Here is a 21,365-nt window from a genome sequence, read left to right on the forward strand (position 1 = left end):
ACAAGGCCGGCGACATGGTCGGTGATGCTGCCGGCGCAGGTGCGGCCGGTGCCGCTCTGAAGAGGGACTCGATGACCGATGCCGCCACCGACATGGTCAAGGACAAGGCCGTGGATGCCGCCAAGGACAAGGCCATGGAGAAGGCGAAGCAGGTGGTTGATGACAATCCGTCTGCGGATGAAACGGACGAAGCCACGGAACCCGTTCCGCGCTGACACGCCATGCTGCCCTGGCCGAACTTGCTCTCCAGTCCGGTCAGGGTTTCATGCCACGCACCAGTGCATCAGCTCATGGCGCCTGGAGGTTTGCTCGTCGCTTCACGTGAAAGGATTCACACCAATCCACCGCAGATGCAGCCAGAAGGCGAATCCCGCCCAGGCTGCCAAACCAATAGCCACGGTGATTACATCGCCGCTCGCCGTTCCGGCTGGGTGGGTCACGTTGTTCTTCCGGTCGCGGCGTCTGCAGACAGCGAAATCCGCCACTGCCCATGCCAGGAAAGCGCCAAACAGAATCACGTCATGCAGGAAGCCTGTAGCCAGCAAGTGGCCAAACGCCCAGAGTTTGACGCCAACCAGCATCGGGTGACCAAGTTTGGCCTTGATGTGATTGCGCGGCACGTAGGTAGCCGCAATCAGCACGAAGGCCAGCAACGTGAACAACATGTTGGCGTGCTTCATGGCCATCGGCGGCGAATACAGCAGGACCGGTGTCTGTCTGGCCAACCCGAAACCCCAGACAATCAGCACGAATCCACCGATTGATACCAGAGAATAGATGCCGCGCCAGGCGTTTGCGCCATGGCGTGCGATCAGTTTGTCGCGGAATTCCGGCGCAAGCATGCGCAACGAATGCATGCCCAGAAAGATCATCAGACCGAGTATCAACATCCACATGGCGAGTGTCCGTAGTAGTAGCCCGGATCAGTATCGCCTATTCCCCGAATACATACTGCTGCACTCTGAATCTTCCCCTCTCGGACGCCTTGTTGCCAGCCGCACTCACGCTCGAGGGAAGTCTGCGAAGGGGTGGTACCGGATGCGGAGCGTCGATATCCGGTCAACGGCCAGTCAAGCTCCACATCAACGGAATGGTGCAGTCAGCATTGCTATGGATCCAGTTCAGTAGACCGGGTCTGTGAACCGATTGTTCGCGTTCGCATCAGCACCCAGTTGTTCATTTTGGAGACTACCCATCTGACCCTTGAATTTCTTCCGGTTCTCCGCGATCTGGCGCACCGTGTGGCAGCGCTTTTTCGGTATGTGTGAGCCTACCGGCGCCACATAGGTACAAACCAGCCGATCATCTGCGTTTCGCGCCAGAATTCCATTGACCTCTTCCTGGATCGAGAACAGTTTCAACTGCGTGGACTCGTCCATATTCGCAACCGACCCGGCCCGAATCAGCATCTGTTGCATGATTTCAAGATTCTGGTTGACCGCATTTCGGTTGTACGTGCTGAGGAATTCATAGCGCTCACCTGGCACCATTTCTTCCTGGATCGTGACGACAAGCAACTGGAACTTTTCCGGCGTATCCGCAACCACGACTTTCTCCTCGACCTTCCCGGCATGCAACGGCGAGGCGAGCATCAAACTCAGGATCAGAAACGGTAGTGTAGTGCGCATGTGAGACTCCGTTGTTCAAGTGGCCAGCAAATACATGTCCACGCAGAGGAGAAGGTAGAGCTGCACGCACTGCACTACCGCAACAAGTGCACGACTAATATCGTATTCAATGGCCAGTGCAACGTGAAATGCCTGCTCGTCGACGACATTGCCCCGTGACCTTTGGCTCCCGACTGCACCAAAACGCGATCGTCGCGAAGTCTCTCCTTGCCTCACGGCATCACTTCACGCCGGCCGTGCACCGTTGTGCGTTTCAATCCGATGCGTCGGAACCAGGCATTCGCTCCACGCAGTTGTGGGAAGACTGCGGTTGGCGTGCGCCTGGACCGATCCTCTGCTGCCGGATATTCATTGTGTCCCGGCTCTGAATCGTGCCGAAACGGTCAACCCTTCAACGCACGCAAGAGTTGCACCTGATCGCACTCGGGTAATCATTGCGAGGTTCTGGAGGCTGCATCCACTGCCAACTGCTCGTTGATCATCCTGTTCGCCTTGCTTTCGTAATCCCTCTTGCTGGCGGCAAGTTCACGAACCGTGTGACAGATGGTCTTCGGAATATGTGATCCGACCGGGGCTACGTGCGTGCAAACCAGACGGTCTTCCGCGTTTCGGGCGAGGATACCGTTGACTTCTTCCTGCATCGAGAAGAGTTTGACCCTTGATTCATCGCTCATGTTCGATACCGATCCAGCCTTGACCAGCATCTGCTGCATCAGATCCAGCTGATGGTTGACCGTGTCGCGATTTCGCCTGCTGAGGAACTCATAGCGCTTGCCAGGCGCCATTTCCTGGCGAATGGCCAGGACCAGCAACTCAAACTTTTCGGGCGTGTCGGCGACAACAGCTTCTTCCTGCGACTTTTTCGCAGACAACGGTGAGGCGAGCATCAGGCTCAGCATGAGGAACATCAGAATTTTGCGCATGTCAGGCTCCGGTGATTCACGAGATCCCTGCCTGCCCGTGAACCGGACATCAGGGCTACAACCGAATGCGAATGACTCTGCAAAAGGCATGCATCCGGGTACACTACGAAAGCAATCGTAGTCTATCTTGCTGACCGGGTCAATAACTTCAACGAAGCACTTCGTAGCCCTCTGTTCCGCCCTACTCGCCGCCCAGGCTGGAGTCCCTCTGCATATCCAGGATCTGGCCCTTGGAACCTGACCGGCTCTTTTCGATCTGGCGCACGGTTCGACAGCGCTTTCTTGGAATCAGCGATCCGATCGGAGCTTCATGCGTACAGATGACCCGGTTGTCGGCGAACTTTGTCAGGAGTTCGTTCACCGCCTCCTGATTTTCCATCAACTCGCTCCTGGCACCGGGAGACACCTCGGCAATACTGCCGCTGACTCGCAGCTGTTCGGCCATTTCATCGAGTCTCCGGTTGACGTTGTCGCGATCCAAACCCTTGAGGAATTCGTAGCGTCCACCGACAACCATTTCTTCCCGGATATCGACCACGAGCCCTTGAAAGTTTTCGTAGGTATCGACCTCTACAACATTCGTGTCCGACCTGGATTTCGCAAAACCCTGCGGGACGAAGAAAATGAGTACGACCAGGAAGAGAACGGCGTTTCGGAACATCAGGATCTCCTGCGAGTGCGGCCAACCCGACCTTGTGGCCGGTCGGTGCGATGGTATGGCGGAAACGATTTCACGTTACGTGCATTCGATACCGAATTCCGATTTTCCGGATCTGGCTCAGAAGTGCATGCGATGTATATTCTCGCACGCGCTCGGCCTGATGCCCCGGCATCAGCCAGCATTCACGTCGATTGAAAAGCCATCGCCAAATTTCTGCGATCAGGCCGGATTCCCACCGTGAATCTGGATCACATCCTGAACTGGATGGCACGGGAGCGCTGGTACATCCCGGCCCTGCACGCACTTTGTGTGCTCGCATCGAGCGATGATATTTCTCGCGTCCCGATTCAAGGCGTACGCGCAGTGCAGTGCGTCTGTCTGAAACAAGACAGCGCGACTCGCGCCGCGCTGCCATGATCCAATCTGAGCAAACGGGTTGCGCTATCAGCCTCCCGGGCCTGGCGCACCCAGGCTTCTATTTTGGAGGTCTTGTGCGTCTCGCTGATGATTCTTGCGATTCTCCTTGATCTGACGCATGGTCACGCACTTTGTTTTCGGAATATGTGAACCCACCGGCGCCACGTGTGTGCAGACTAGGCGGTCATCGGCATTTCTCGCCAGAATTCCATTGACATGTTCTTGCGCGGTCATCATCTTGGCGCGCTCTTCCGGTTGCATCGCGCCTACTGAGCCGTACTTTTCCAGCATTCCCGACATCTGGTCCAGAGTCATGTTCACGGTATCCCGGTCCGCGCTCGAAAGGTATTCGTAGCGCTCTCCCTCAGACATCTGGCCGCGGATCTTCGTCACAAGCGGCTCGAACTCCTGGTATGTATCCGCGACCACGGCGTCTTCCGGTGGCTTCTTCTTTGCCTGCAATGGCGATGCAAACAACAATGCTGCAGCCACTATCGGGATTATTGCCTTGAGCATGCGTGTTTCCTCTCGTTCGTCAATACTTGGGCCGCCCGATTCCTGATCAGGCTTGAGTCTGAAACCCGTGGTGTCCTCTGCGAGGCGACCAATTCGCCCGCCCCATTCGTACGACACTAATCGTAGTAAACCGTCGCTTCGGCTGTCAATATGGCAAAAGGAATGGTTTCGTCGATGCGCAGGTTTTACGAGTGGGTGTCAGGCTGCTTTTCCGGTACCTGTTCGGCGCGCCTCCAGCAGAATGTTGTTTTACGCATTCGACCCTGATTCGTCTGACTGGATCCCGTCCGAACCCTGACTGGAGGGCTTGCACCGGCTCAATACATCAATTATTCTGGATATATGGATATTCAAGCCGCCACCGCAATCCTCGCCGCCCTTGCCCAGTCCACGCGCCTGGAAGCGTTTCGTCTACTCGTCAAGCATGAGCCTGCCGGCCTGCCTGCCGGGGAGGTCGCGCGACTGCTTGAAGTGCCGCAGAACACCTCGTCGACTCATCTGGCCATTCTGGTCAATGCCGGCCTGGCTGACTCCCAGCGCGATGGCCGTTCGATCATTTATCGCGCCAACCTCGATCAATTCCGTCTTCTGACCGTTTTCCTGCTCAAGGATTGCTGCAGCGGGCGCACTGAAGTCTGCGCACCGCTGATGGCGGAATTGGCATCCTGCTGCGCAGCGCCGCCTGCTGCATCCGCTTGATACACCCCATCGTTTCGACATCCTCCCCTCCAGGTGACCCATGACCGACCGCATCTTCAATGTACTTTTCCTGTGCACGGGCAATTCGGCCCGCTCAATCCTCGCGGAAAGCATTCTCGCCAAGGATGGCGGCGGGCGCTTCCGGGCGTTCTCGGCAGGCAGCATGCCCAAACCCGATGTGAATCCACTGGCCATCGAAACCCTGGCCAGCCTCGGCTACCCAACCGAAGGATTGCGCTCCAAGAGCTGGGACGAATTCGAGAAGCCCGATGCGCCGGTCATGGATTTCGTTTTCACGGTCTGCGACAACGCCGCCGGCGAAGTGTGCCCAATCTGGCCCGGGCATCCACAGACTGCGCACTGGGGCATTGAGGATCCCGCCGCCGCGCAAGGTTCGATGATCGAACAGAAGCACGCATTCGCGACCGCATTTCGCCACATGAAGAATCGCATCTCGGTATTCACGGCACTACCCATCCTGCGCCTCGATCGAACTTCATTGAATACGCAGTTGCAGGAGATCGGACGCCAGGACGGCGCCTCTGCAAGGAGCCAGAACGCGTCATGAGCACAATGGCGCAGGACGACACAGCAAACGCCAGCGCGCGCGCAGGGCTCGGCACATTCGAGCGCTACCTCAGCTTGTGGGTAGCGCTGTGCATCGTCGTGGGAATAGGCCTTGGCCACTTCGCACCTGCAGCGTTCGCGACCATCGCGGATGTCGAATTCGCCCACGTCAACCTCGTCGTTGCGGTTCTGGTCTGGCTCATGATCGTGCCGATGTTGCTGAAGATCGACTTTGCCGCGCTGGGCACGGTTCGCCAGCACTGGCGCGGCATCGGCGTCACCCTGTTCATCAATTGGGCCGTGAAGCCGTTTTCGATGGCCTTGCTCGGCAGCTTCTTTCTTGCCTGGCTATTCGCACCGTGGCTACCCGCCGGTGAAATCGGCTCCTATATCGCCGGCTTGATCCTGCTCGCCGCCGCTCCCTGCACGGCCATGGTCTTTGTATGGTCGAATCTTTGCGAAGGCGAGCCACATTTCACCCTGAGCCAGGTCGCACTCAACGATGTCATCATGATCTTCGCGTTCGCCCCGCTGGTTGCCCTGCTGCTGGGAGTGGCATCGATCACCGTTCCCTGGGACACCCTGCTGCTATCAGTGGCGCTCTACATCGTGCTGCCGGTAGTTGTTGCCCAGGTGCTGCGACGCCTGCTGCTGCGTAGCGGCGAGAACGCCCTGAACCGTGCCCAGGCTATCCTGCAACCGATTTCGCTGCTGGCCTTGCTGACAACTCTCGTGCTGCTGTTCGGTTTCCAGGGTGAGGCCATCCTTGCGCAACCCGCCGTAATCGCCCTGATCGCCGTACCCATCCTGTTCCAGGTCTATCTGAATGCGGGACTGGCCTATTGGCTGAGCAAGCGCTTTGGCGTTGCCTGGTGCGTGGCTGCGCCCGCCGCCCTGATTGGTGCTTCAAACTTCTTCGAGCTGGCGGTGGCTGCCGCGATCAGCCTGTTCGGGCTGAACTCCGGAGCTGCACTGGCCACGGTTGTCGGTGTGCTGGTCGAAGTGCCCGTGATGCTTTCGATAGTCGCCCTGGTCAAGCGCACGCGTGGCTGGTACGAAGGCGTCCCGGCATCGTGATCGAGTTTTCCGACTACGCAATACGGAACATAGGACAGTTCGCTGAACTGCACGAAGCACCGACTGGCGAACACATGCCGGCAGGAGAATCTTTCTTTCCACGCCACGGGTACGCGCACAGCTCTTGCGCACTGGCTCCAGCCAGCAGCGCAGGAAGCCAGGAGTACATGCCACTGTGCCCTGGCAGCGCAAACACGCTTCGCCAGACACTGGGGATCGCCGCATGAGCCTGCGCACGCTGCCACAACCTGATCATTTGCCCGCGCTCAACGTCGACCAGGCCTTCACGCGACCCGCTGCGGGGCTCGGCGACGATACGCAGCCACCACGCATCCTGCTGCTGTACGGCTCGCTGCGCGCACGGTCGTATTCGCGCCTTGCCGTCGAGGAAGCAGCGCGCCTGCTCCGCCATTTCGGTGCCGAAACCCGCATCTTTGATCCCTTCGATCTACCGTTCCCTGACCAAGTCGAAGGCGACGATCATCCGGCCATTCGCGAACTGCGCGAGTTGTCGTTCTGGTCCGAAGGTCAGGTCTGGTGCAGCCCGGAACGCCACGGCACGATCAGCGGGTTGATGAAGGCGCAGATCGACCATCTCCCGCTGAACAGCGGTGGCGTGCGCCCCACCCAGGGTCGCACTCTCGCCGTGATGCAGGTTTCCGGCGGGTCCCAGTCATTCAATGCGGTCAATGCGCTGCGGCTGCTCGGCCGATGGATGCGCATGGTCACCATTCCGAATCAGTCCAGCGTGGCCAAGGCCTGGCAGGAATTTGATGATCAGGGTCGCATGCGCGCGTCGAACTACTACGAGCGAATCGTCGATGTAATGGAAGAGCTGGTGCGCTTTACCGTCTTGCTGCGACCGCATACCGAACGGCTGACCGATCGCTATTCCGAGCGACTGGACATGGCACGAAAGTCGGCAGCAGCGGATTTGGCGGCGATGGCCACCTCCGAATCGTCCTGACCCGCTCCGGGTCCTGAAAGACAACTGCAATATTCGACGACTAGACTGGCCGCGCTCACGCTCTCCAACGTCGGGCATTGTTCAAGGCAACACCGGTCAAGTGGCGCAATCGCCAAGACACCTGTTTGCGCGCAGATTACGGCGCGTTGGCACAGATGGGCAGGCTGCCCTCAAGCTGGCGCAAAGCTAAGGATGCGCGCAAACAGGGGTCGCCCGATCCATTCCAGACTGGAAACGGTCGGCCAGTCGGCAAATGATTCTTTCATGCAGGTCTGCCCTGTGTTCGCGCCTGATCAACGGCGCGACGGCCCAGCGCAGGGTCATCAGTGAACAGGGCATCCACGCCCGCGTCGATCAGGCTGAGCATTTCGCGAATCGAACCCGACTCGCAACGTTCTGACGGAAGTTCGCTACCGCGCAAACGGGCTGGAAGGAAGGCGTTTTCCGGACGCAAGGTCCATGCATGCACGGCGAGGCCGGCAGCATGGGCATGTTCGACAAGCAGGCTTGGCACAGCTTCGGAATTCGCCGGAATGATTGCTTCCTTGTGTGGAGCCACAACGTTGGCGTAGCCGGCCATCTCCACCAATCCTGCCGGCGTGATCATGCGGTCGTAGCGCAGCGCCGTGTCACCGCGAGCTAGCTGGTCGAAGGGATGGCCATCAGGATCGCCGACCAACTGGACAAGGAACACGTTGTCGGACCGAGTACCCAGCGTGTCGCGCAACTGCCTGAGATTGTCGACCTCGAAGGACTGGATGCCGAAGGGCGTGGCTTGCAGGTAACCATGCCGCTGCCAGGCTGAAACCAGGGCCTGTTCGAGATCAAGGCCGATCGAATGGAAGTAGCTCGAATGCTTGAGCTCTGGAATTAATCCGATCCGTCGACCAAGCGCCGCGGATGCGCGGCTTGCCAGATCCACGATATCGTCAAACGTCGCCAGCGAGTGCATGTGGTCTTGCGCGCTACTGCGCAATTGCGGGAGCGGCTCCCGCGCACGCAGTTCGCGCAGCTCGTCGATCGAAAAATCTTCGCAGAACCAGCCATCAACGGATTTCCCGTCGATCACTCTTCGTGCTCGCCTGCTGGCAAACGCTTCGTGCTCGGCTACATCGGTCGACGCGCTGATCTCGTTCTCGTGGCGCGCAATCAGGACCCCATCGCGACTCATGACTAGATCCGGCTCGATGAAGTCCGCGCCGTCCCGTATTGCACGGGCGTAGGCTGCCAGGGTGTGTTCGGGATGCCAGGCGCTGGCGCCACGATGGGCTATCACCTGCACCTTGCCCTTGAACAACCAGGTCGACTTCACTGCGGCTGGCCTCCGGTGCCGACAGGCACGCGTCGAATCGTACAGGGTGACAGGCGCGACGCGTCTGTGGAACGCCGGATAGGCGCCTTCGTCAAGTGACCAGGATCCAGGCAGCTGCGCTGAAGAGATTGCCTTGAGCTACCATCGTGCGACTTCCCATACCGGCATTCTCCATGACTCTCGCCCGACTGTTCGTCACCCTGCTGGCTTTCCTTTGCCTACCCTTGCTGGCGGCTGCCCCCGATCTGGAGACGATAGCTCAGAAGTCGGAGTTCAAACGTACGGGCCGCTACGATGAAGTGATTCGCCTGTGTGCCGAATTTGCCAAGTCCTTTCCTGATTCGGTGCGCTGCTTCGAATTCGGAAGATCTCCGCAGGGCCGCCCGATGATGGCTCTCGCGATATCGAGCAGCGGCGCACTGTCGGCGCGCGATGCGCGTGAGAGACAGCTTCCCGTAATCCTGTTCCAGGGCGGCATCCATTCCGGCGAGATCGACGGCAAGGACGCCGGCTTTCTGGCCTTTCGCGAGACGCTTGAGGGTCACGCGGCCATGGGCTCGCTGGACAAGCAGGTCGTTGTCTTCGTTCCGGTATTCAATGTCGATGGCCATGAGCGTTTCAAGGCCTGGAATCGCCCCAACCAGCGTGGGCCCGAGGAAATGGGATGGCGCACAACGGCGCAGAACCTCAATCTGAATCGCGACTATGTGAAGGCTGATGCACCCGAGATGCAGGCGATGTTGTCGCTGATGAACGAATGGGATCCGCTGATCCTGGCGGACCTGCACGTTACCGACGGAGCAAAATTCGAGCACGACGTTTCAATCAATATCGAACCACTGCATTCGGGCGATGCAAAACTGCGCAAGACCGGACTGGAACTGCGAACCGAAATGATCGGAATGCTGGCCAAACAGGGGTCGCTGCCACTGCCGTTCTACCCTTCTTTCGTGGTCTATGACGATCCGGCATCCGGTTTCGAGGACAGTCCCGCCGAACCGCGCTTTTCGCACGGCTACATGCCGCTGCGCAATCGGTTCGGTGTGCTCGTGGAAGCCCATTCGTGGAAGGACTATGCGACGCGCGTCAACATCACGCGCAACGCCATCGTCGATCTGCTTGAACTCGTTGCCAGGCATGGTCAGCAATGGCAAGCGGTGGCCGATGCCGCCGACCAGCGCGCCACAACACTGGGCGGGAGCAGCGTGCCACTCAGCTTCGAGGCGACTGACAAGAGTCACATCATCGACTTTCGCGGCTATGCCTACACACGGACGCCATCGGAGATTTCGGGCACGCTGATGACACGCTACGACGAGAGCAAGCCGATGATATGGAAGATCCCGTTGCGCGATGACGTGCAACCGGCCATCAGCGTAAACGCTCCCAAGGGCGGCTATATCGTGCCATCCGCGCATGCAGAGTGGGTCGGCGCAAAGCTTTCGCAGCACGGTGTCGCCTATACAGTCATTGCAGCTGCGCATCCCTCGGCGGCGGTGCAGACATTCCGGGCCAGCAAGACAAAGTTCGATGCGCAGCCATTCGAGAATCATCAGCGTGTCGGCTTTGAAGGAGAATGGAAGCCCGAGCCACGCGATATTGCCGCCGGAGCCTTGTTCGTCCCGATAGACCAGCCGCGCGCGCGGCTGGTGATGGCCTTGCTCGAACCCCAGGCGCCCGACTCTCTGGCCGCCTGGGGCGAGTTCAACGCGGCGTTCGAGCAGAAGGAGTACATGGAGATGTACGTCGCCGAAGAGGTCGCTCGCGAAATGCTGGAGAACGATCCGGCCGTGGCTGCCGAATTCAACCACAAGCTCGACAGCGACCCCGAGTTTGCCCGGAATCCGTATTCTCGCCTGTCGTTCTTTGCCGAAAAGCATGCGTCATGGGACGACCAGTTCAACCTCTATCCCGTGATGCGCAGCGCGGTCGCGTTCTGATTGCGGCATTGGAAGGGGCTGATCAACTGACGGCACACCGCTTGAAATGAATTAACGGTCAATTTAATATTGATCCGGTGAGCAGCCCCATTCGAGCACGCAAGCCCGGCCGCCCGAGCAAGGTCGGCGACAACCAGGACCGCCGGTCGCGGATCCTCGATATCGCCGCCAACCAGTTCGGGCTGCGCGGCATTGCCGGCACGTCTCTGTCGGCCATTGCGCGCGAGGCGCGGGTCACCCCCGCCTTGATGCATTACTACTTCGGTAACCGCGAGAGCCTGATTGACGCCCTTGTTGTCGAGCGTCTCCAGCCAGCCATTGTCAGCGTGGCCGAGGCCATGATGGCTGCGGATGATGATCTGCGATCACAGATTCATTGCTTCGTGCGTTCGATGATTGCAGCCATAGCCAGCCGACCGTGGTTTCCACCGTTGTGGACACGCGAAGTACTCAGCGAAGGCGGACTCTTGCGCGAGCGCGTGATCGGACAGCTCGGCGCCCCGCTGATGCAGCGCTTGCGTGAGCGCTTCGTCGAAGCTCAGGCGAAGGGACAATTGAATCGCGATCTCGATCCGAATCTGCTGTTCGTCACGCTGATCGCGCTGACTCTGTTCCCACTTGCCTCGCAGTCGATATGGCGCAGCAAGCTCCACGCTGACCAGATCACCTCGGAAACGATCGCAAACCACGCGCTTGCCCTGCTCGAACGGGGACTGGAGATGCCCACATGAAACCATGGATTGCGTGGTTGGGAGCCACGCTGATTTTGACCGGGTGCGCAAAGCCATCGGAGCCAGTCATGCTTGGTACTCTTGAGCTCGATCGAATCACGAGCCCGGCCCAGGCGTCCGAGCACATCATCAGAATAGATGTCCGGGAAGGGGACGAACTCCAGGCAGGGCAGACCATACTCGCGCTCGATACACGTCGCATCGATGCCAGTGTCGAGCAGGCTCGCGCCGACGTGCGGGGCGCCCAGGCTGCACTCGATGAACTGCTGAAGGGAAAGCGCAAGGAACTCATCGACGCCTCTCGCGCCCAGTTGGGGGGAGCAACGGCACGCGCGGCGAATGCTCGACGCGAACGAGATCGGGTTGCCGAAATCCGCAAGCGTGGGCTCAACGCGCAGATCGACCTTGATCGTGCGGAAACATCGCTGCAATCTGCTGATGCGGAGCGCGACGCGGCACGCGCGAACCTGGCCGAATTGCTCAACGGCTCTCGCATCGAAAACATCGAACTGGCAGAAGCGGCACTGGCGGCGCGCAAGGCGGCCGTCGATCAAATGGAGCTGACCCGTCAGCGCTATACCATCGTCGCGGCGGAAGCAGGCCGCATCGATTCGATCCCCTTCAAGCTCGGCGACCAGCCCGCCGCCGGAGCCGTGCTGGCCAGCATGCTGACGGGTCCCATGTATGCGCGCGTCTATGTGCCGGCGAGCCAGCGCAATGAATTGGCGATCGGCAGCCATTGCAGCGTGCACCTCACGGGCAGCGAGCGGGCGTTTCAGGCCGTGGTGCGCAGCATGCGCTCGGATCCGGCATTCACCCCCTATTTCGCCCTCACCGGCGACGATGCCAGCCGCCTTTCCTACCGTAGCGAGATCGTACTCGAGGCAGGTGCGGGTATGGATCTGCCAGTCGGCCAACCGGTGCAGGTAAATTGCGCGGCCCCTGACACGCGCGGCAGACATTAACCCGCCCATGCCAGCCCCCAGCACGACAACAACGGCACAAGGCGCTCCCGATGCTTCCGTTGAAGCGGTCATCGTCGCGCGCGGCCTGACCAAACGATTCGGCGATCTGGTGGCTGTCGATCATCTCCATCTGCGTGTACGTCGCGCCGAGGTCTACGGCTTTCTGGGCCCGAATGGCTGCGGGAAATCGACGACCATCCGCATGTTGTGCGGCCTGCTGAGCCCTACTGAAGGCACTGCCACCGTTCTTGGCCACGACTTGCCAGGACAGGCCGAGGCCCTCAAGCGCCAGATCGGTTACATGACCCAGAAGTTCTCCTTGTACGCAGACCTCAGCGTCGCCGAGAACCTCGAATTTCTCGCCACCATTTATGGACTAGGACGCGAATCGGCCGCGCGTCGAATCCGCGAACTGTACGAGCAGTATCGCCTGGGTGAATTGCGCAAGCAGATGGCCGGAACACTGTCCGGCGGCCAGCGCCAGCGATTGGCACTCGCCGCAGCCGTGATGCACAAGCCAGAGCTGCTGCTGCTGGATGAGCCAACCAGCGCTGTCGACCCACAGTCCAGGCGCGACTTCTGGGAATCGCTGTTTCAACTGGCTGACGAAGGCACCACCCTGCTTGTCTCCACCCACTATATGGACGAAGCGGAACGCTGCCATCGTCTGGCCATCCTCGATCGGGGTCGGCTGGTTGCCGACGGCACTCCGAACGAACTGATGGCTGCCCTGCCCGGCATGACCTTGCGAGTCGAGAGCCAGCACCCGACCCGACTCATGCAGACGCTGAGAATGCAGGCACATGTGCTTGGCGTGGCCCAGATCGGCGCCAGCCTTCGCGTACTCACTGACCGCCAGTCCGATGCAGCGGACTGGCTGCGCGCCGTGCTGAACGCGGCTGAGGTCGAGGCCGTGATCGAGGCAGCTGAGCCGAATCTTGAAGACGTGTTCGTAGCCGTCACCAGAAAGCAGGAGACCGGGGCATGAAGCTCGGTCGACTGCTTGCCGTCGTGCGCAAGGAGCTGTGGCAACTCTCGCGCGACCGCCTGACCTTCGGCATGATCATCGGCATACCGACCCTGCAGCTGCTGCTGTTCGGATTCGCCATCAATCTTGATATCCGCCAGTTGCCGGCCGCCTTGCTCGATGAATCCAACACGTGGCGATCGCGCGAACTGATCGCCGAACTGTCGTCTTCGCAAGTCCTCGATTTTCGCTACCGCGTACATAGCCCGCAGCAAATCGACGATCTTCTCCATCGTGGCAAGATCGGCGCCGCCGTGGTCATTCCGCAAGATTTCGAGGCACGCCTCGAAGGCAAGGATCGACCCGCCTGGCAGGTCATGGTCGATGGCACCGACCAGTCCGTGCAGTCGGCGGTACGGCAACTGGCGAGCTTCCCGCTCTCCAGCCTCGATCATGTGCCGGGTCAGGTCATCGTACGCCCCGTAGAAATAGTCAATTTCTATAATCCGGACAGGCGTGCGCAAATCAACACCGTGCCGGGACTGATCGGCGTCATCCTGACCATGACAATGACGATCTTCACCGGAATGGCCATCGTGCGCGAACGCGAGCGCGGCAACATGGAGATGCTGATTGCCACGCCGCTGTCGCCATTTGAACTGACCATCGGCAAGGTCCTGCCCTATGTCGGCATCGGCCTGATCCAGGTCACATTGATCCTGATACTGGGTTTGCTGGTCTTCGATGTCCCGGTCCGGGGCTCGTTGCTCGATGTCTACCTGATTTCGCTCACTTATATCGCCGCAACGCTTGCGCTCGGCGTACTGATCTCGACGCTGGCCAATACGCAGTTCCAGGCCATGCAGATGGCCTTCTTCCTTTTTCTCCCGCAAATCCTGCTTTCCGGCTTCATGTTTCCCTATGACGGCATGCCGCGTGCCGCCCAATGGATTGCCGAGATGTTTCCCTTGACACACTTCCTGCGCCTCATTCGTGGCGTCATGCTGCGCGGCACCGGCGTGGGGCAGATGTGGACCGAACTGGCGGCCCTGATCGGCTTCGTGATCGTGGTTCTGGGCATCGCCGTGCTCAGGTTTCGCAAGACACTGGATTGATCCTGCAATGAAACCAGGCCATGAAATCCCTGCAAAGACCTGGTGCCTGTATCTGATCGAGTGCCTCAATGGCAGCTACTACGCAGGCATCACCAATGACTTGCAGGCGCGCTACCTCGCGCACGTGGAGGGTCGCGGCGCTCGCTACACGCGCGCCAACCCGCCTGCCCGTCTGATCGGCTCACGCGCCTTCCCGGATCGAGCGAGCGCATCGCGAGCCGAGCACCAGATCAAGTGCCTGCCGAGATCCCGCAAGATCGCTTTCCTGCTCGCACGGCAGGAATTCGAAACCAATGGCACCTGACCAACCCCGAGAACCGCACTGCCGCGTTTCAACTTTCCGATACCAATCGGAAGGGGTGGAACATGGCTATCGGCGTATTGGATTCGACGCGGCAAGGCCGCTGGAGTTGGCTGCGCATCGGCGGGCTAAGCGGAACCGTGTTTGTTCACAGCCTTGCCCTGATCTTGCTGGCCATTCCTGTGGCCTTGCCGGGCGTTCGGCCGCTTGCCCCTGCAACTTCGATCATCTGGATCCAGGCGCCACCTGAGCCTGTGCTGTTGCCGGTACCGGATGAACCCGTCCCTCTGCCAAAGCCGCAGGCCCCTGCCATTCCCGTCGTCGCGCCAATCAGCACACCTGATGTGCAAGTGGAAAGTGAGTTCTCGGAACCGGTGATGTCCGTCACCACGCCTTCGATCCCGTCGATCGTGGCAGCGGTCACTTCGAATCCTGCTTCGGTGGCTGACGCAAGTCTGGAATATGAAAGCATTGTAAGGCCAAAGTATCCCATCGCCGCAGTACGCCGAGGCGAACAGGGCACGGTGCTCGTGCGTGTCTCGGTTGGCCGGGACGGCTTGCCTACACAAGTTGACGTCGCCCGCAGCAGCGGATCCCGCCATCTGGACAAGGCAGCCTGCGAAGCCGTGCAGCGCTGGCGATTCCATCCTGTGAGGATCAATGGCGTTGCGATGAGAGCCACTGGCATCGTTCCTGTCGCATTCGAGCTCGAAAAGCGCTGACTGACCCTGGTTCGCCTTCGACGGAAGCTTCGAGACGTCAGATTTTTGCTGGGCGCCGTGGCGGCAAGCCTTGCCTGATCAGGTCGGCCAGCGCACAGGGTTCATGGATGCCATGGCCCTGTGCCTGATCGACGCCAAGCGTCTTCAGTTGAGCCAGCATTCGCCGATCCTCCACCCATTCCGCAACTGTGACCTTGCCCAGTGATCGGGCCATTTCGCAGATCGAGCGGACAAGCACCGGATCAATCGGATTGTTGGCGATATCGCGAATGAATATGCCATCGATCTTGAGGATATCGACCGGCAAGTTCTTGAGATAGGCAAACGAGGAAAGACCACTGCCGAAGTCATCGAGCGCAATGCGGCAACCACGTGAGCGCATGTCCTCCATGAACTCGCGTGCCTGCGCGATATTGGCAATGGCAGCAGTTTCGGTAAGTTCGAAGCACAGCTTGCGCGGAGGCACTTCGCTATTGTCCAGAAGTTCCGCAACGTGGCGGCGGAATTCCGGATTGGCAATGGACTGCGCAGAGATATTGAGATGGCAAAGTTCGAGATGGATCAGATGCCTGGGATGACGCGCCAATTCGTCCAGCGCCATGGAAACGACAAGACGGTCGATGGCGACGGCCTCTCCGTAGCGTTCCGCAGCGGGCAGGAAACTGTCAGGAGAATGCAAGGCCCCTTGTGCGTCGACCAGTCGCACAAGTACTTCATAGTTCAGACGGCGCGCTCCATCGAGCGTCTCGATACGCTGTCCGTAGAGCTGGAACCTGCCATTGGAAATGGCATCGCGGATCTCGTTGACCCAGGCCATTTCGTCACGCCGCCTGCTCATGGCCTGGTCGGATTCATGATAAACCCGGATGCAGTTTCGACCGTCTTCCTTGGCCTGATAGCAGGCTCGATCAGCTGCGCGCAATACGTGCCCTACATCGAGCTTGGCGCCATCGACACTGACAATGCCGACGCTGCAGGTGACATTGAATCGACTGCCTTCCCAACTGAAGGTCGATGCCGCCAATGCCCTGCGTACGCGCTGACCGATGCGGACTGCCTCTTCCTGCCCGGTGCACTCCAGGAGCACGGCGAATTCGTCCCCGCCCAATCGACCCATCCAGTCGTTGCCGCGCATGTGCAACATCAGCACGCCGGCAATCTGACGCAACAGCTGGTCGCCCGCAACATGACCGCAGGTATCGTTGATCAGCTTGAACTGATCGAGGTCGAGGAACAGGAATGCATGGATCTCGCCACTATCGCGTGCGGACTCTATGCCGCGCTGCAGCCGTCGTTCAATCTCGCGACGATTGATCAACCCGGTCAGCGCGTCATGGCTGGCCTGGTACTTCATTTCGTCGGACACTCGGCGCGCCTCGGAAACATCCTCGATCAGGGCAAACACACGCTCCTTTCCATGTGTGTCGCCGTCGATCATCGAAACCGTCCATCGCAGCCAGCATGTACTGCCATCTTCGCGCAGGAAACGATGCTCGGAAGGCTTCAAGTGCAGCGACCAGTCGATGGCCTCGCTATCGCTGGGGGCCACTGATGAACGATCTTCCGCGTGCATCAACTCGACGAGCCTCATCCCTGCAAGCCGATCCGGTGTGCGCCCCAGGATGTGCCCAATGGTTTCGTTCGCTTCCAGGATGCGGCTATCCACGTTCATGCGGAGCATGCCGACAGCGGCCTGATGGAACGCAGCACGAAACGTGCTTTCGCTGCCCCTGATGCGGTTCATGGTGGAGCGAAGCACCACGATCACCAGCCAGGATACGATTAGAAAAAGCACCACGCTGATCCCGAGAAGGACGTTCCTGAGCAAACGTGTGCCTTGCAGCATCGATTCGGAAAATGTCGTTTCTATGGGCCGCAAGCTGGAGTTGACGGCTTGAGCGCGATCCTGGAACGCCTTGATGGTTGCCGGATCTGGCGTGCCTTGCTGGTAGGCCAATTCGATCTCGCCAGCAAGCAGCTGCAAGTCGAGGATGCCCTCGTCACCCAGTCGCCACTGCGCCACCGAGTGGCGAAAGTAAGGCGCGTCACGCATGTATCTGTACATGCGGATCAGGCGGTCCACATCCTCGGAATCGATTCTACCCTGCAGGAATCCCTTCCTGGCCTCGTCTACATCAATGGGGTCACGCTCCATCGCCAGCCTCGCGGCGCGATCCCCCAGTGGAACGAGAAGGCTTTTCCTGATCTGTGCGAGCTGGGCAGGATCGCCATCCGCGGCATATCGATACAGGGTATGTGCCGCGTCCTGCTGTGCTCTGGACCAGTGACCTTCGCCGACAACGTAGGCAGTCGCCGTCGTCTGGATCTCGAGCATTGCGGCAGTCAGCATGGCGGCAATCGCGGTAAGTGCAATTACGAAGCCGATTTCGTAGGACAGGATTCTCAGTGACCGTCGCCGCGGGATCGCGCCGCGATCCTGTTGATCCTGTGCGTCCGTCGAAACTTTTCTTGCTGGCGCGGTCACGAAAACTTCATCGTGCCGAGTTTCGCAATTGCTGCATGTTGGCGGCGAACATGTCCACGCAATCCCCTTGACGCGACATCCCTGGGCTGGCGCCCGCAATTGGAGCGAAGAATAGCGCGGGATGATCGCCGAATGCACCTGTTCCACGCTATCGCTGCGCCGTGACAAACAACAGCATGGATTCGGGTCGAGCAGCACCGGCTTGGCCCGGAGAACGATAGAGCGTGCAATCAGTAGACGTGGTCAGCGCCGTACGCGGCCCTTGCCCTCGTTGTCCCAGTATCCAAAGAGGCGGCGTGCGATGAATTTGTACAGGCGTTTGCCTGTCGCGCGCCAGCTTGAGGCGATCCATGAGCGTCGTGCCAGGACGCGCTTTTCCACGGGAGTAAGTGCCTGCGGGCAATAGGTCCGCTTGTGCTTGAGCAGATGACGAAGATCTTCTCGCACCAGCAGTCGAAAGAGACGACCCCGGCCTTTGCTGATCCAGGCGATCTGGAAGTCCACGGCCGCAGGTGCACCATTGTCCCTCTGCAACCAGTTCGGCTCCTTGGCCAGATCGTTGTGCGCGACCCCGCATTGACGCATGCGCTTGAGCAGCCGATGAGCGTCACGGTAGTAATGCGGATCGCGCGGCTGCGCCTGCTGCATTGGCGCGCCTTCCATGTAGCTTCGATCCAGTACGCCATTGCTCCATGCGATCAATTGCGGCACACCATCGACTCCCGATAGCGCCCTGAGCACACGTGCTTCCCTGGCCGCAGCACTGCGCGCAAACCAGCGCATGCCGAGGTTCGCTACGCGGGTGTCGCGCCGTATCCAGCGCCGGTCGCCGTCGAAGACGATTTCAATGCGGCCCAGCGCATCGGACTTGAGCAGTTCGGTTTGCATGTGGCCATTATGGCCGCATACGCCAAAGCAGGTTCGCAAATCTGCGGATCAACGGAGGTGTCGTATCCCCGGCTTCGAGAACGGAATGGTCCGGACTGGAATGTCTTCCAGTCCGGACCTGATTCCCGCCGCACGCCATACGCAAAGTATTACTGGGCGATATAGAACGACCAGGTTACGGATGTTGCCGACGGGTTGCTGTTCGGATTGGACTGCAGCGAAACCCTGTCCCCTGCGGTCACGGCGAAGGTAGCTCCCGTGTAGCTGCAGTTTTGCAAGGTGTTGGCAACAACGCAGGTTGCACCTGTCGCCGCACCGTTCACGTAAACGGTGAAGGTGTACTGGTTGCTGTTTCCTGGAGAAGAATTGGTTCGCACCTGAAGCCCGCCAATTCGCCCTGAAACCGGAAGCGGAATGGCGACCTTGGAATCCGAACTGGAGGATTCGCCCATGCCTACAAAGGTGGCGCTATTTGTCGCCACGTTGAAGTAGGAGCTGCCGAAGAACGGCACCAATGTTCCTGCCGGACCCTGCGGACCTGCCGGACCCGGAGCGCCATCGACGCCGTTGGTGCCATTGGTGCCTGCCGCACCGGTTGCACCGTTCGACCCAGGCAGGCCTTGCGGACCGATCGGACCGGCAACGCCTTGAGGGCCTTGTGCTCCATCAGCACCGGTCGGGCCTTGCGGTCCCATCGAACCCGTTTCGCCCTGTATGCCTTGTGGGCCGATATCGCCCTGCGGGCCTGCTGGGCCTGTATCACCTTGTACGCCCTGCGCGCCGGCGGGACCCGTATCGCCTTGCAGGCCTTGCACACCATCAGCGCCGGTCGGGCCTTGCGGTCCCATCGGGCCGGTGTCGCCTTGCAGGCCTTGCGGACCGACGTCGCCCTGCGCACCCTGCACGCCGGCAGGACCTGTATCACCTTGCATGCCTTGCACACCATCGGCACCGGTCGGGCCTTGCGGTCCCATCGGGCCGATGTCGCCTTGCAGGCCTTGCGGACCGACGTCGCCCTGCGCACCCTGCACGCCTTGCGGGCCGATATCGCCCTGAGGGCCTGCTGGACCTGTATCACCTTGCAGGCCCTGCACACCATCGGCACCGGTGGGACCTTGCGTTCCCATCGGGCCGATATCGCCTTGCGCACCCTGCACGCCGGCGGGACCTGTATCACCCTGCAGGCCTTGCGCACCATCAGCTCCGGTCGGACCTTGCGGACCCATCGGGCCCGTTTCCCCCTGCGAACCCGCGGGGCCTACCGAGCCTTCCGGTCCAACCACACCTTGTGGCCCTATCGGTCCCGCAGGACCCGCAGGACCTTGTTCACCGGGAACCCCGTTCAAGGCGAACTGGGCAACCGGCGTGGTCGCTATGGGTTGACGGGGCAAAGTGGACCCATTGACGCTGACTTCGATGTACATCTGGGTCCCGGTGAATCCACCGGGGAATGCCAGGTTGATGCTGAACACGCCATTGATGACGGGGTAGCTTGGTTCGCTGATCATCGAACCGTATTGGGAACCGCCTGACTGGGCGTCCCAGAGTGAAAAGGTCAGATTGACGTTGCCGTCGACGGGCAGACCATTCTGTTCGATCTTGCCTTGGTAGACGAAGTCCGGCATTTGCGGAGCCGAGCCGCCAGCGATGACTGCCGATGTAGAGCAGGCGCCAAGAACAAGGGCGATGGCGAGTACAAGATTTCTGGTTTTCATAGTGAGCAATTCCCCTGTGGCGAGTCGAAGCCATTCTTGAAGATCGTGTCGAGGACAATCACGTTGTTCTCTGTGGTTGCCTGGAAACCCGCGGTTACGGTGATCGATCCATTGGAAATGGATCCGGCTGCTGGTTCGCCGATGGTTGAAGAAAGAGTGAAGCAGTCGTTGGCGACGATATCGCCGCTGCCCGCGACCGTGCCGTTGCGCACGACGTATCCGCTGCCGGCGGAAGCCACGCCAACCAGGCTCAGTGCGAAGACGCCAGTAGCTACAGCCGCAGCGCGCAGCCGTGGTTGCTTGGATTGCATTCGGAAACCCCCCGATATGTGATGGAAATCCGTCGATGACGGATCCCTTGGCAATCAGACGTCGCGGATCCTTCCGGCTCGTCCTCTTGAGACGTGCTCAGCACGAGCTATGCCAAGTGCTTTCAGCGCCTTTCCCAGCGCTTCTCCTGCCCACCCCATCTGATACGCAAGGCATTGCTTCGCAAGTGATTTGTCGCTCCCTCACTTGCAGGCAGGGTTCTCTTGTTCATTTCCGACAAAGACGCTGAGCTGGAATGTCAATTGGCCGCTTCGCGTCAAAATGTGACGCCCGTCTCGTTTGCGCACAGTCCGTGAGGGCATTCCGCCGGGCGTCAGCGAGAATTCGACGAGCCGGCTAGAATCCGCTGCCGCATCCATACGACGCACCCATGACCATCCAAATCCTGCTTTACGTGCTGGCCACGCTGCTTATCGTGGTTGGCGTTGCCGGCACGATC

At 59.9% G+C, this 21,365-nt stretch carries 21 protein-coding genes and 1 pseudogene; 12 read left to right on the forward strand and 10 right to left on the reverse strand.

The genetic code is table 11. The features are described from left to right. Positions 1-215, forward strand: a pseudogene (locus WBP53_RS07590) (hypothetical protein); the annotation flags it as partial. A 102-nt stretch (positions 216-317) separates the two neighbouring features. Here the strand turns inward: WBP53_RS07590 and WBP53_RS07595 are convergent. The 5 genes from WBP53_RS07595 to WBP53_RS07615 all read right to left on the reverse strand — a co-directional run bounded on the left by WBP53_RS07595 (position 318) and on the right by WBP53_RS07615 (position 4,145). Then, positions 318-896: an NnrU family protein gene (locus WBP53_RS07595; protein WP_423927531.1), complete on the reverse strand. Its 579-nt coding sequence runs from the start codon at positions 894-896 to the stop codon at positions 318-320. A 225-nt stretch (positions 897-1,121) separates the two neighbouring features. Continuing rightward, complete coding sequence (locus WBP53_RS07600) at positions 1,122-1,628, reverse strand: hypothetical protein (protein WP_423927533.1); 507 nt, start codon at positions 1,626-1,628, stop codon at positions 1,122-1,124. A gap of 431 nt (positions 1,629-2,059) precedes the next feature. After that, positions 2,060-2,551 (reverse strand): hypothetical protein, encoded by a 492-nt coding sequence (locus WBP53_RS07605; protein WP_423927535.1) that lies wholly within the window; start codon positions 2,549-2,551, stop codon positions 2,060-2,062. A 181-nt stretch (positions 2,552-2,732) separates the two neighbouring features. Next, positions 2,733-3,212 (reverse strand): hypothetical protein, encoded by a 480-nt coding sequence (locus WBP53_RS07610; RefSeq protein WP_423927537.1) that lies wholly within the window; start codon positions 3,210-3,212, stop codon positions 2,733-2,735. 444 nt (positions 3,213-3,656) lie between these two features. After that, a complete protein-coding gene (locus tag WBP53_RS07615; RefSeq protein WP_423927539.1) occupies positions 3,657-4,145 on the reverse strand; it encodes a hypothetical protein in 489 nt (162 codons plus the stop codon). A 342-nt stretch (positions 4,146-4,487) separates the two neighbouring features. On the opposite strand from WBP53_RS07615, the gene WBP53_RS07620 reads away from it, so the two are divergent. From WBP53_RS07620 to arsH, 4 genes are all read left to right on the forward strand, one after another. Beyond that, positions 4,488-4,844 carry an ArsR/SmtB family transcription factor gene (locus tag WBP53_RS07620; protein ID WP_423927541.1) on the forward strand — a complete coding sequence of 119 codons (357 nt, stop codon included), beginning with the start codon at positions 4,488-4,490 and terminating at the stop codon, positions 4,842-4,844. A gap of 40 nt (positions 4,845-4,884) precedes the next feature. Further along, the gene (locus WBP53_RS07625; protein WP_423927543.1) at positions 4,885-5,412 is read left to right on the forward strand and encodes an arsenate reductase ArsC; all 528 of its coding nucleotides are present in this window, start codon (positions 4,885-4,887) and stop codon (positions 5,410-5,412) included. Positions 5,413-5,417: 5 nt separating this feature from the next. Further along, a complete protein-coding gene (arsB, locus tag WBP53_RS07630) occupies positions 5,418-6,488 on the forward strand; it encodes an ACR3 family arsenite efflux transporter (protein ID WP_423927567.1) in 1,071 nt (356 codons plus the stop codon). Positions 6,489-6,711: 223 nt separating this feature from the next. Then, complete coding sequence (gene arsH / locus WBP53_RS07635; protein ID WP_423927545.1) at positions 6,712-7,455, forward strand: arsenical resistance protein ArsH; 744 nt, start codon at positions 6,712-6,714, stop codon at positions 7,453-7,455. 262 nt (positions 7,456-7,717) lie between these two features. Here the strand turns inward: arsH and WBP53_RS07640 are convergent, their stop codons facing one another. Further along, complete coding sequence (locus tag WBP53_RS07640; RefSeq protein ID WP_423927547.1) at positions 7,718-8,767, reverse strand: glycerophosphodiester phosphodiesterase family protein; 1,050 nt, start codon at positions 8,765-8,767, stop codon at positions 7,718-7,720. 158 nt (positions 8,768-8,925) lie between these two features. Between WBP53_RS07640 and WBP53_RS07645 the strand changes: the two genes are divergently transcribed. The 7 genes from WBP53_RS07645 to WBP53_RS07675 all read left to right on the forward strand — a co-directional run bounded on the left by WBP53_RS07645 (position 8,926) and on the right by WBP53_RS07675 (position 15,508). Continuing rightward, entirely contained in the window at positions 8,926-10,707 is a 1,782-nt protein-coding gene (locus WBP53_RS07645; RefSeq protein WP_423927569.1) for a M14 family zinc carboxypeptidase, read from the forward strand. A 77-nt stretch (positions 10,708-10,784) separates the two neighbouring features. Beyond that, positions 10,785-11,438: a TetR/AcrR family transcriptional regulator gene (locus tag WBP53_RS07650; protein ID WP_423927549.1), complete on the forward strand. Its 654-nt coding sequence runs from the start codon at positions 10,785-10,787 to the stop codon at positions 11,436-11,438. Positions 11,439-11,506: 68 nt separating this feature from the next. Then, complete coding sequence (locus WBP53_RS07655; RefSeq protein WP_423927551.1) at positions 11,507-12,403, forward strand: HlyD family secretion protein; 897 nt, start codon at positions 11,507-11,509, stop codon at positions 12,401-12,403. Between the two features lie 70 nt (positions 12,404-12,473). Further along, a complete protein-coding gene (locus WBP53_RS07660) occupies positions 12,474-13,391 on the forward strand; it encodes an ATP-binding cassette domain-containing protein (protein ID WP_423927571.1) in 918 nt (305 codons plus the stop codon). Beyond that, positions 13,388-14,485 (forward strand): ABC transporter permease, encoded by a 1,098-nt coding sequence (locus tag WBP53_RS07665; RefSeq protein ID WP_423927553.1) that lies wholly within the window; start codon positions 13,388-13,390, stop codon positions 14,483-14,485. Before WBP53_RS07660 ends, WBP53_RS07665 begins: the two co-directional genes overlap by 4 nt. Before the next feature lie 7 nt (positions 14,486-14,492). Then, a complete protein-coding gene (locus WBP53_RS07670) occupies positions 14,493-14,789 on the forward strand; it encodes a GIY-YIG nuclease family protein (RefSeq protein WP_423927555.1) in 297 nt (98 codons plus the stop codon). 62 nt (positions 14,790-14,851) lie between these two features. Then, positions 14,852-15,508 carry an energy transducer TonB gene (locus tag WBP53_RS07675; RefSeq protein WP_423927557.1) on the forward strand — a complete coding sequence of 219 codons (657 nt, stop codon included), beginning with the start codon at positions 14,852-14,854 and terminating at the stop codon, positions 15,506-15,508. Positions 15,509-15,545: 37 nt separating this feature from the next. On the opposite strand, the gene WBP53_RS07680 is transcribed toward WBP53_RS07675, so the two are convergent. The 4 genes from WBP53_RS07680 to WBP53_RS07695 all read right to left on the reverse strand — a co-directional run bounded on the left by WBP53_RS07680 (position 15,546) and on the right by WBP53_RS07695 (position 20,907). After that, positions 15,546-17,993: a putative bifunctional diguanylate cyclase/phosphodiesterase gene (locus tag WBP53_RS07680; RefSeq protein ID WP_423927559.1), complete on the reverse strand. Its 2,448-nt coding sequence runs from the start codon at positions 17,991-17,993 to the stop codon at positions 15,546-15,548. A 243-nt stretch (positions 17,994-18,236) separates the two neighbouring features. Continuing rightward, a complete protein-coding gene (locus WBP53_RS07685) occupies positions 18,237-18,881 on the reverse strand; it encodes a serine/threonine protein kinase (RefSeq protein WP_423927561.1) in 645 nt (214 codons plus the stop codon). A gap of 149 nt (positions 18,882-19,030) precedes the next feature. Further along, positions 19,031-20,596 carry a hypothetical protein gene (locus WBP53_RS07690; RefSeq protein ID WP_423927563.1) on the reverse strand — a complete coding sequence of 522 codons (1,566 nt, stop codon included), beginning with the start codon at positions 20,594-20,596 and terminating at the stop codon, positions 19,031-19,033. Next, positions 20,593-20,907, reverse strand: a complete 315-nt coding sequence (locus WBP53_RS07695) for a hypothetical protein (protein WP_423927565.1) — start codon at positions 20,905-20,907, stop codon at positions 20,593-20,595. Before WBP53_RS07695 ends, WBP53_RS07690 begins: the two co-directional genes overlap by 4 nt. Positions 20,908-21,365 lie beyond the last annotated feature (458 nt).

It is taken from the genome of Dokdonella sp., assembly GCF_049593775.1.
Classification (GTDB): Bacteria; Pseudomonadota; Gammaproteobacteria; order Xanthomonadales; family Rhodanobacteraceae; genus Dokdonella.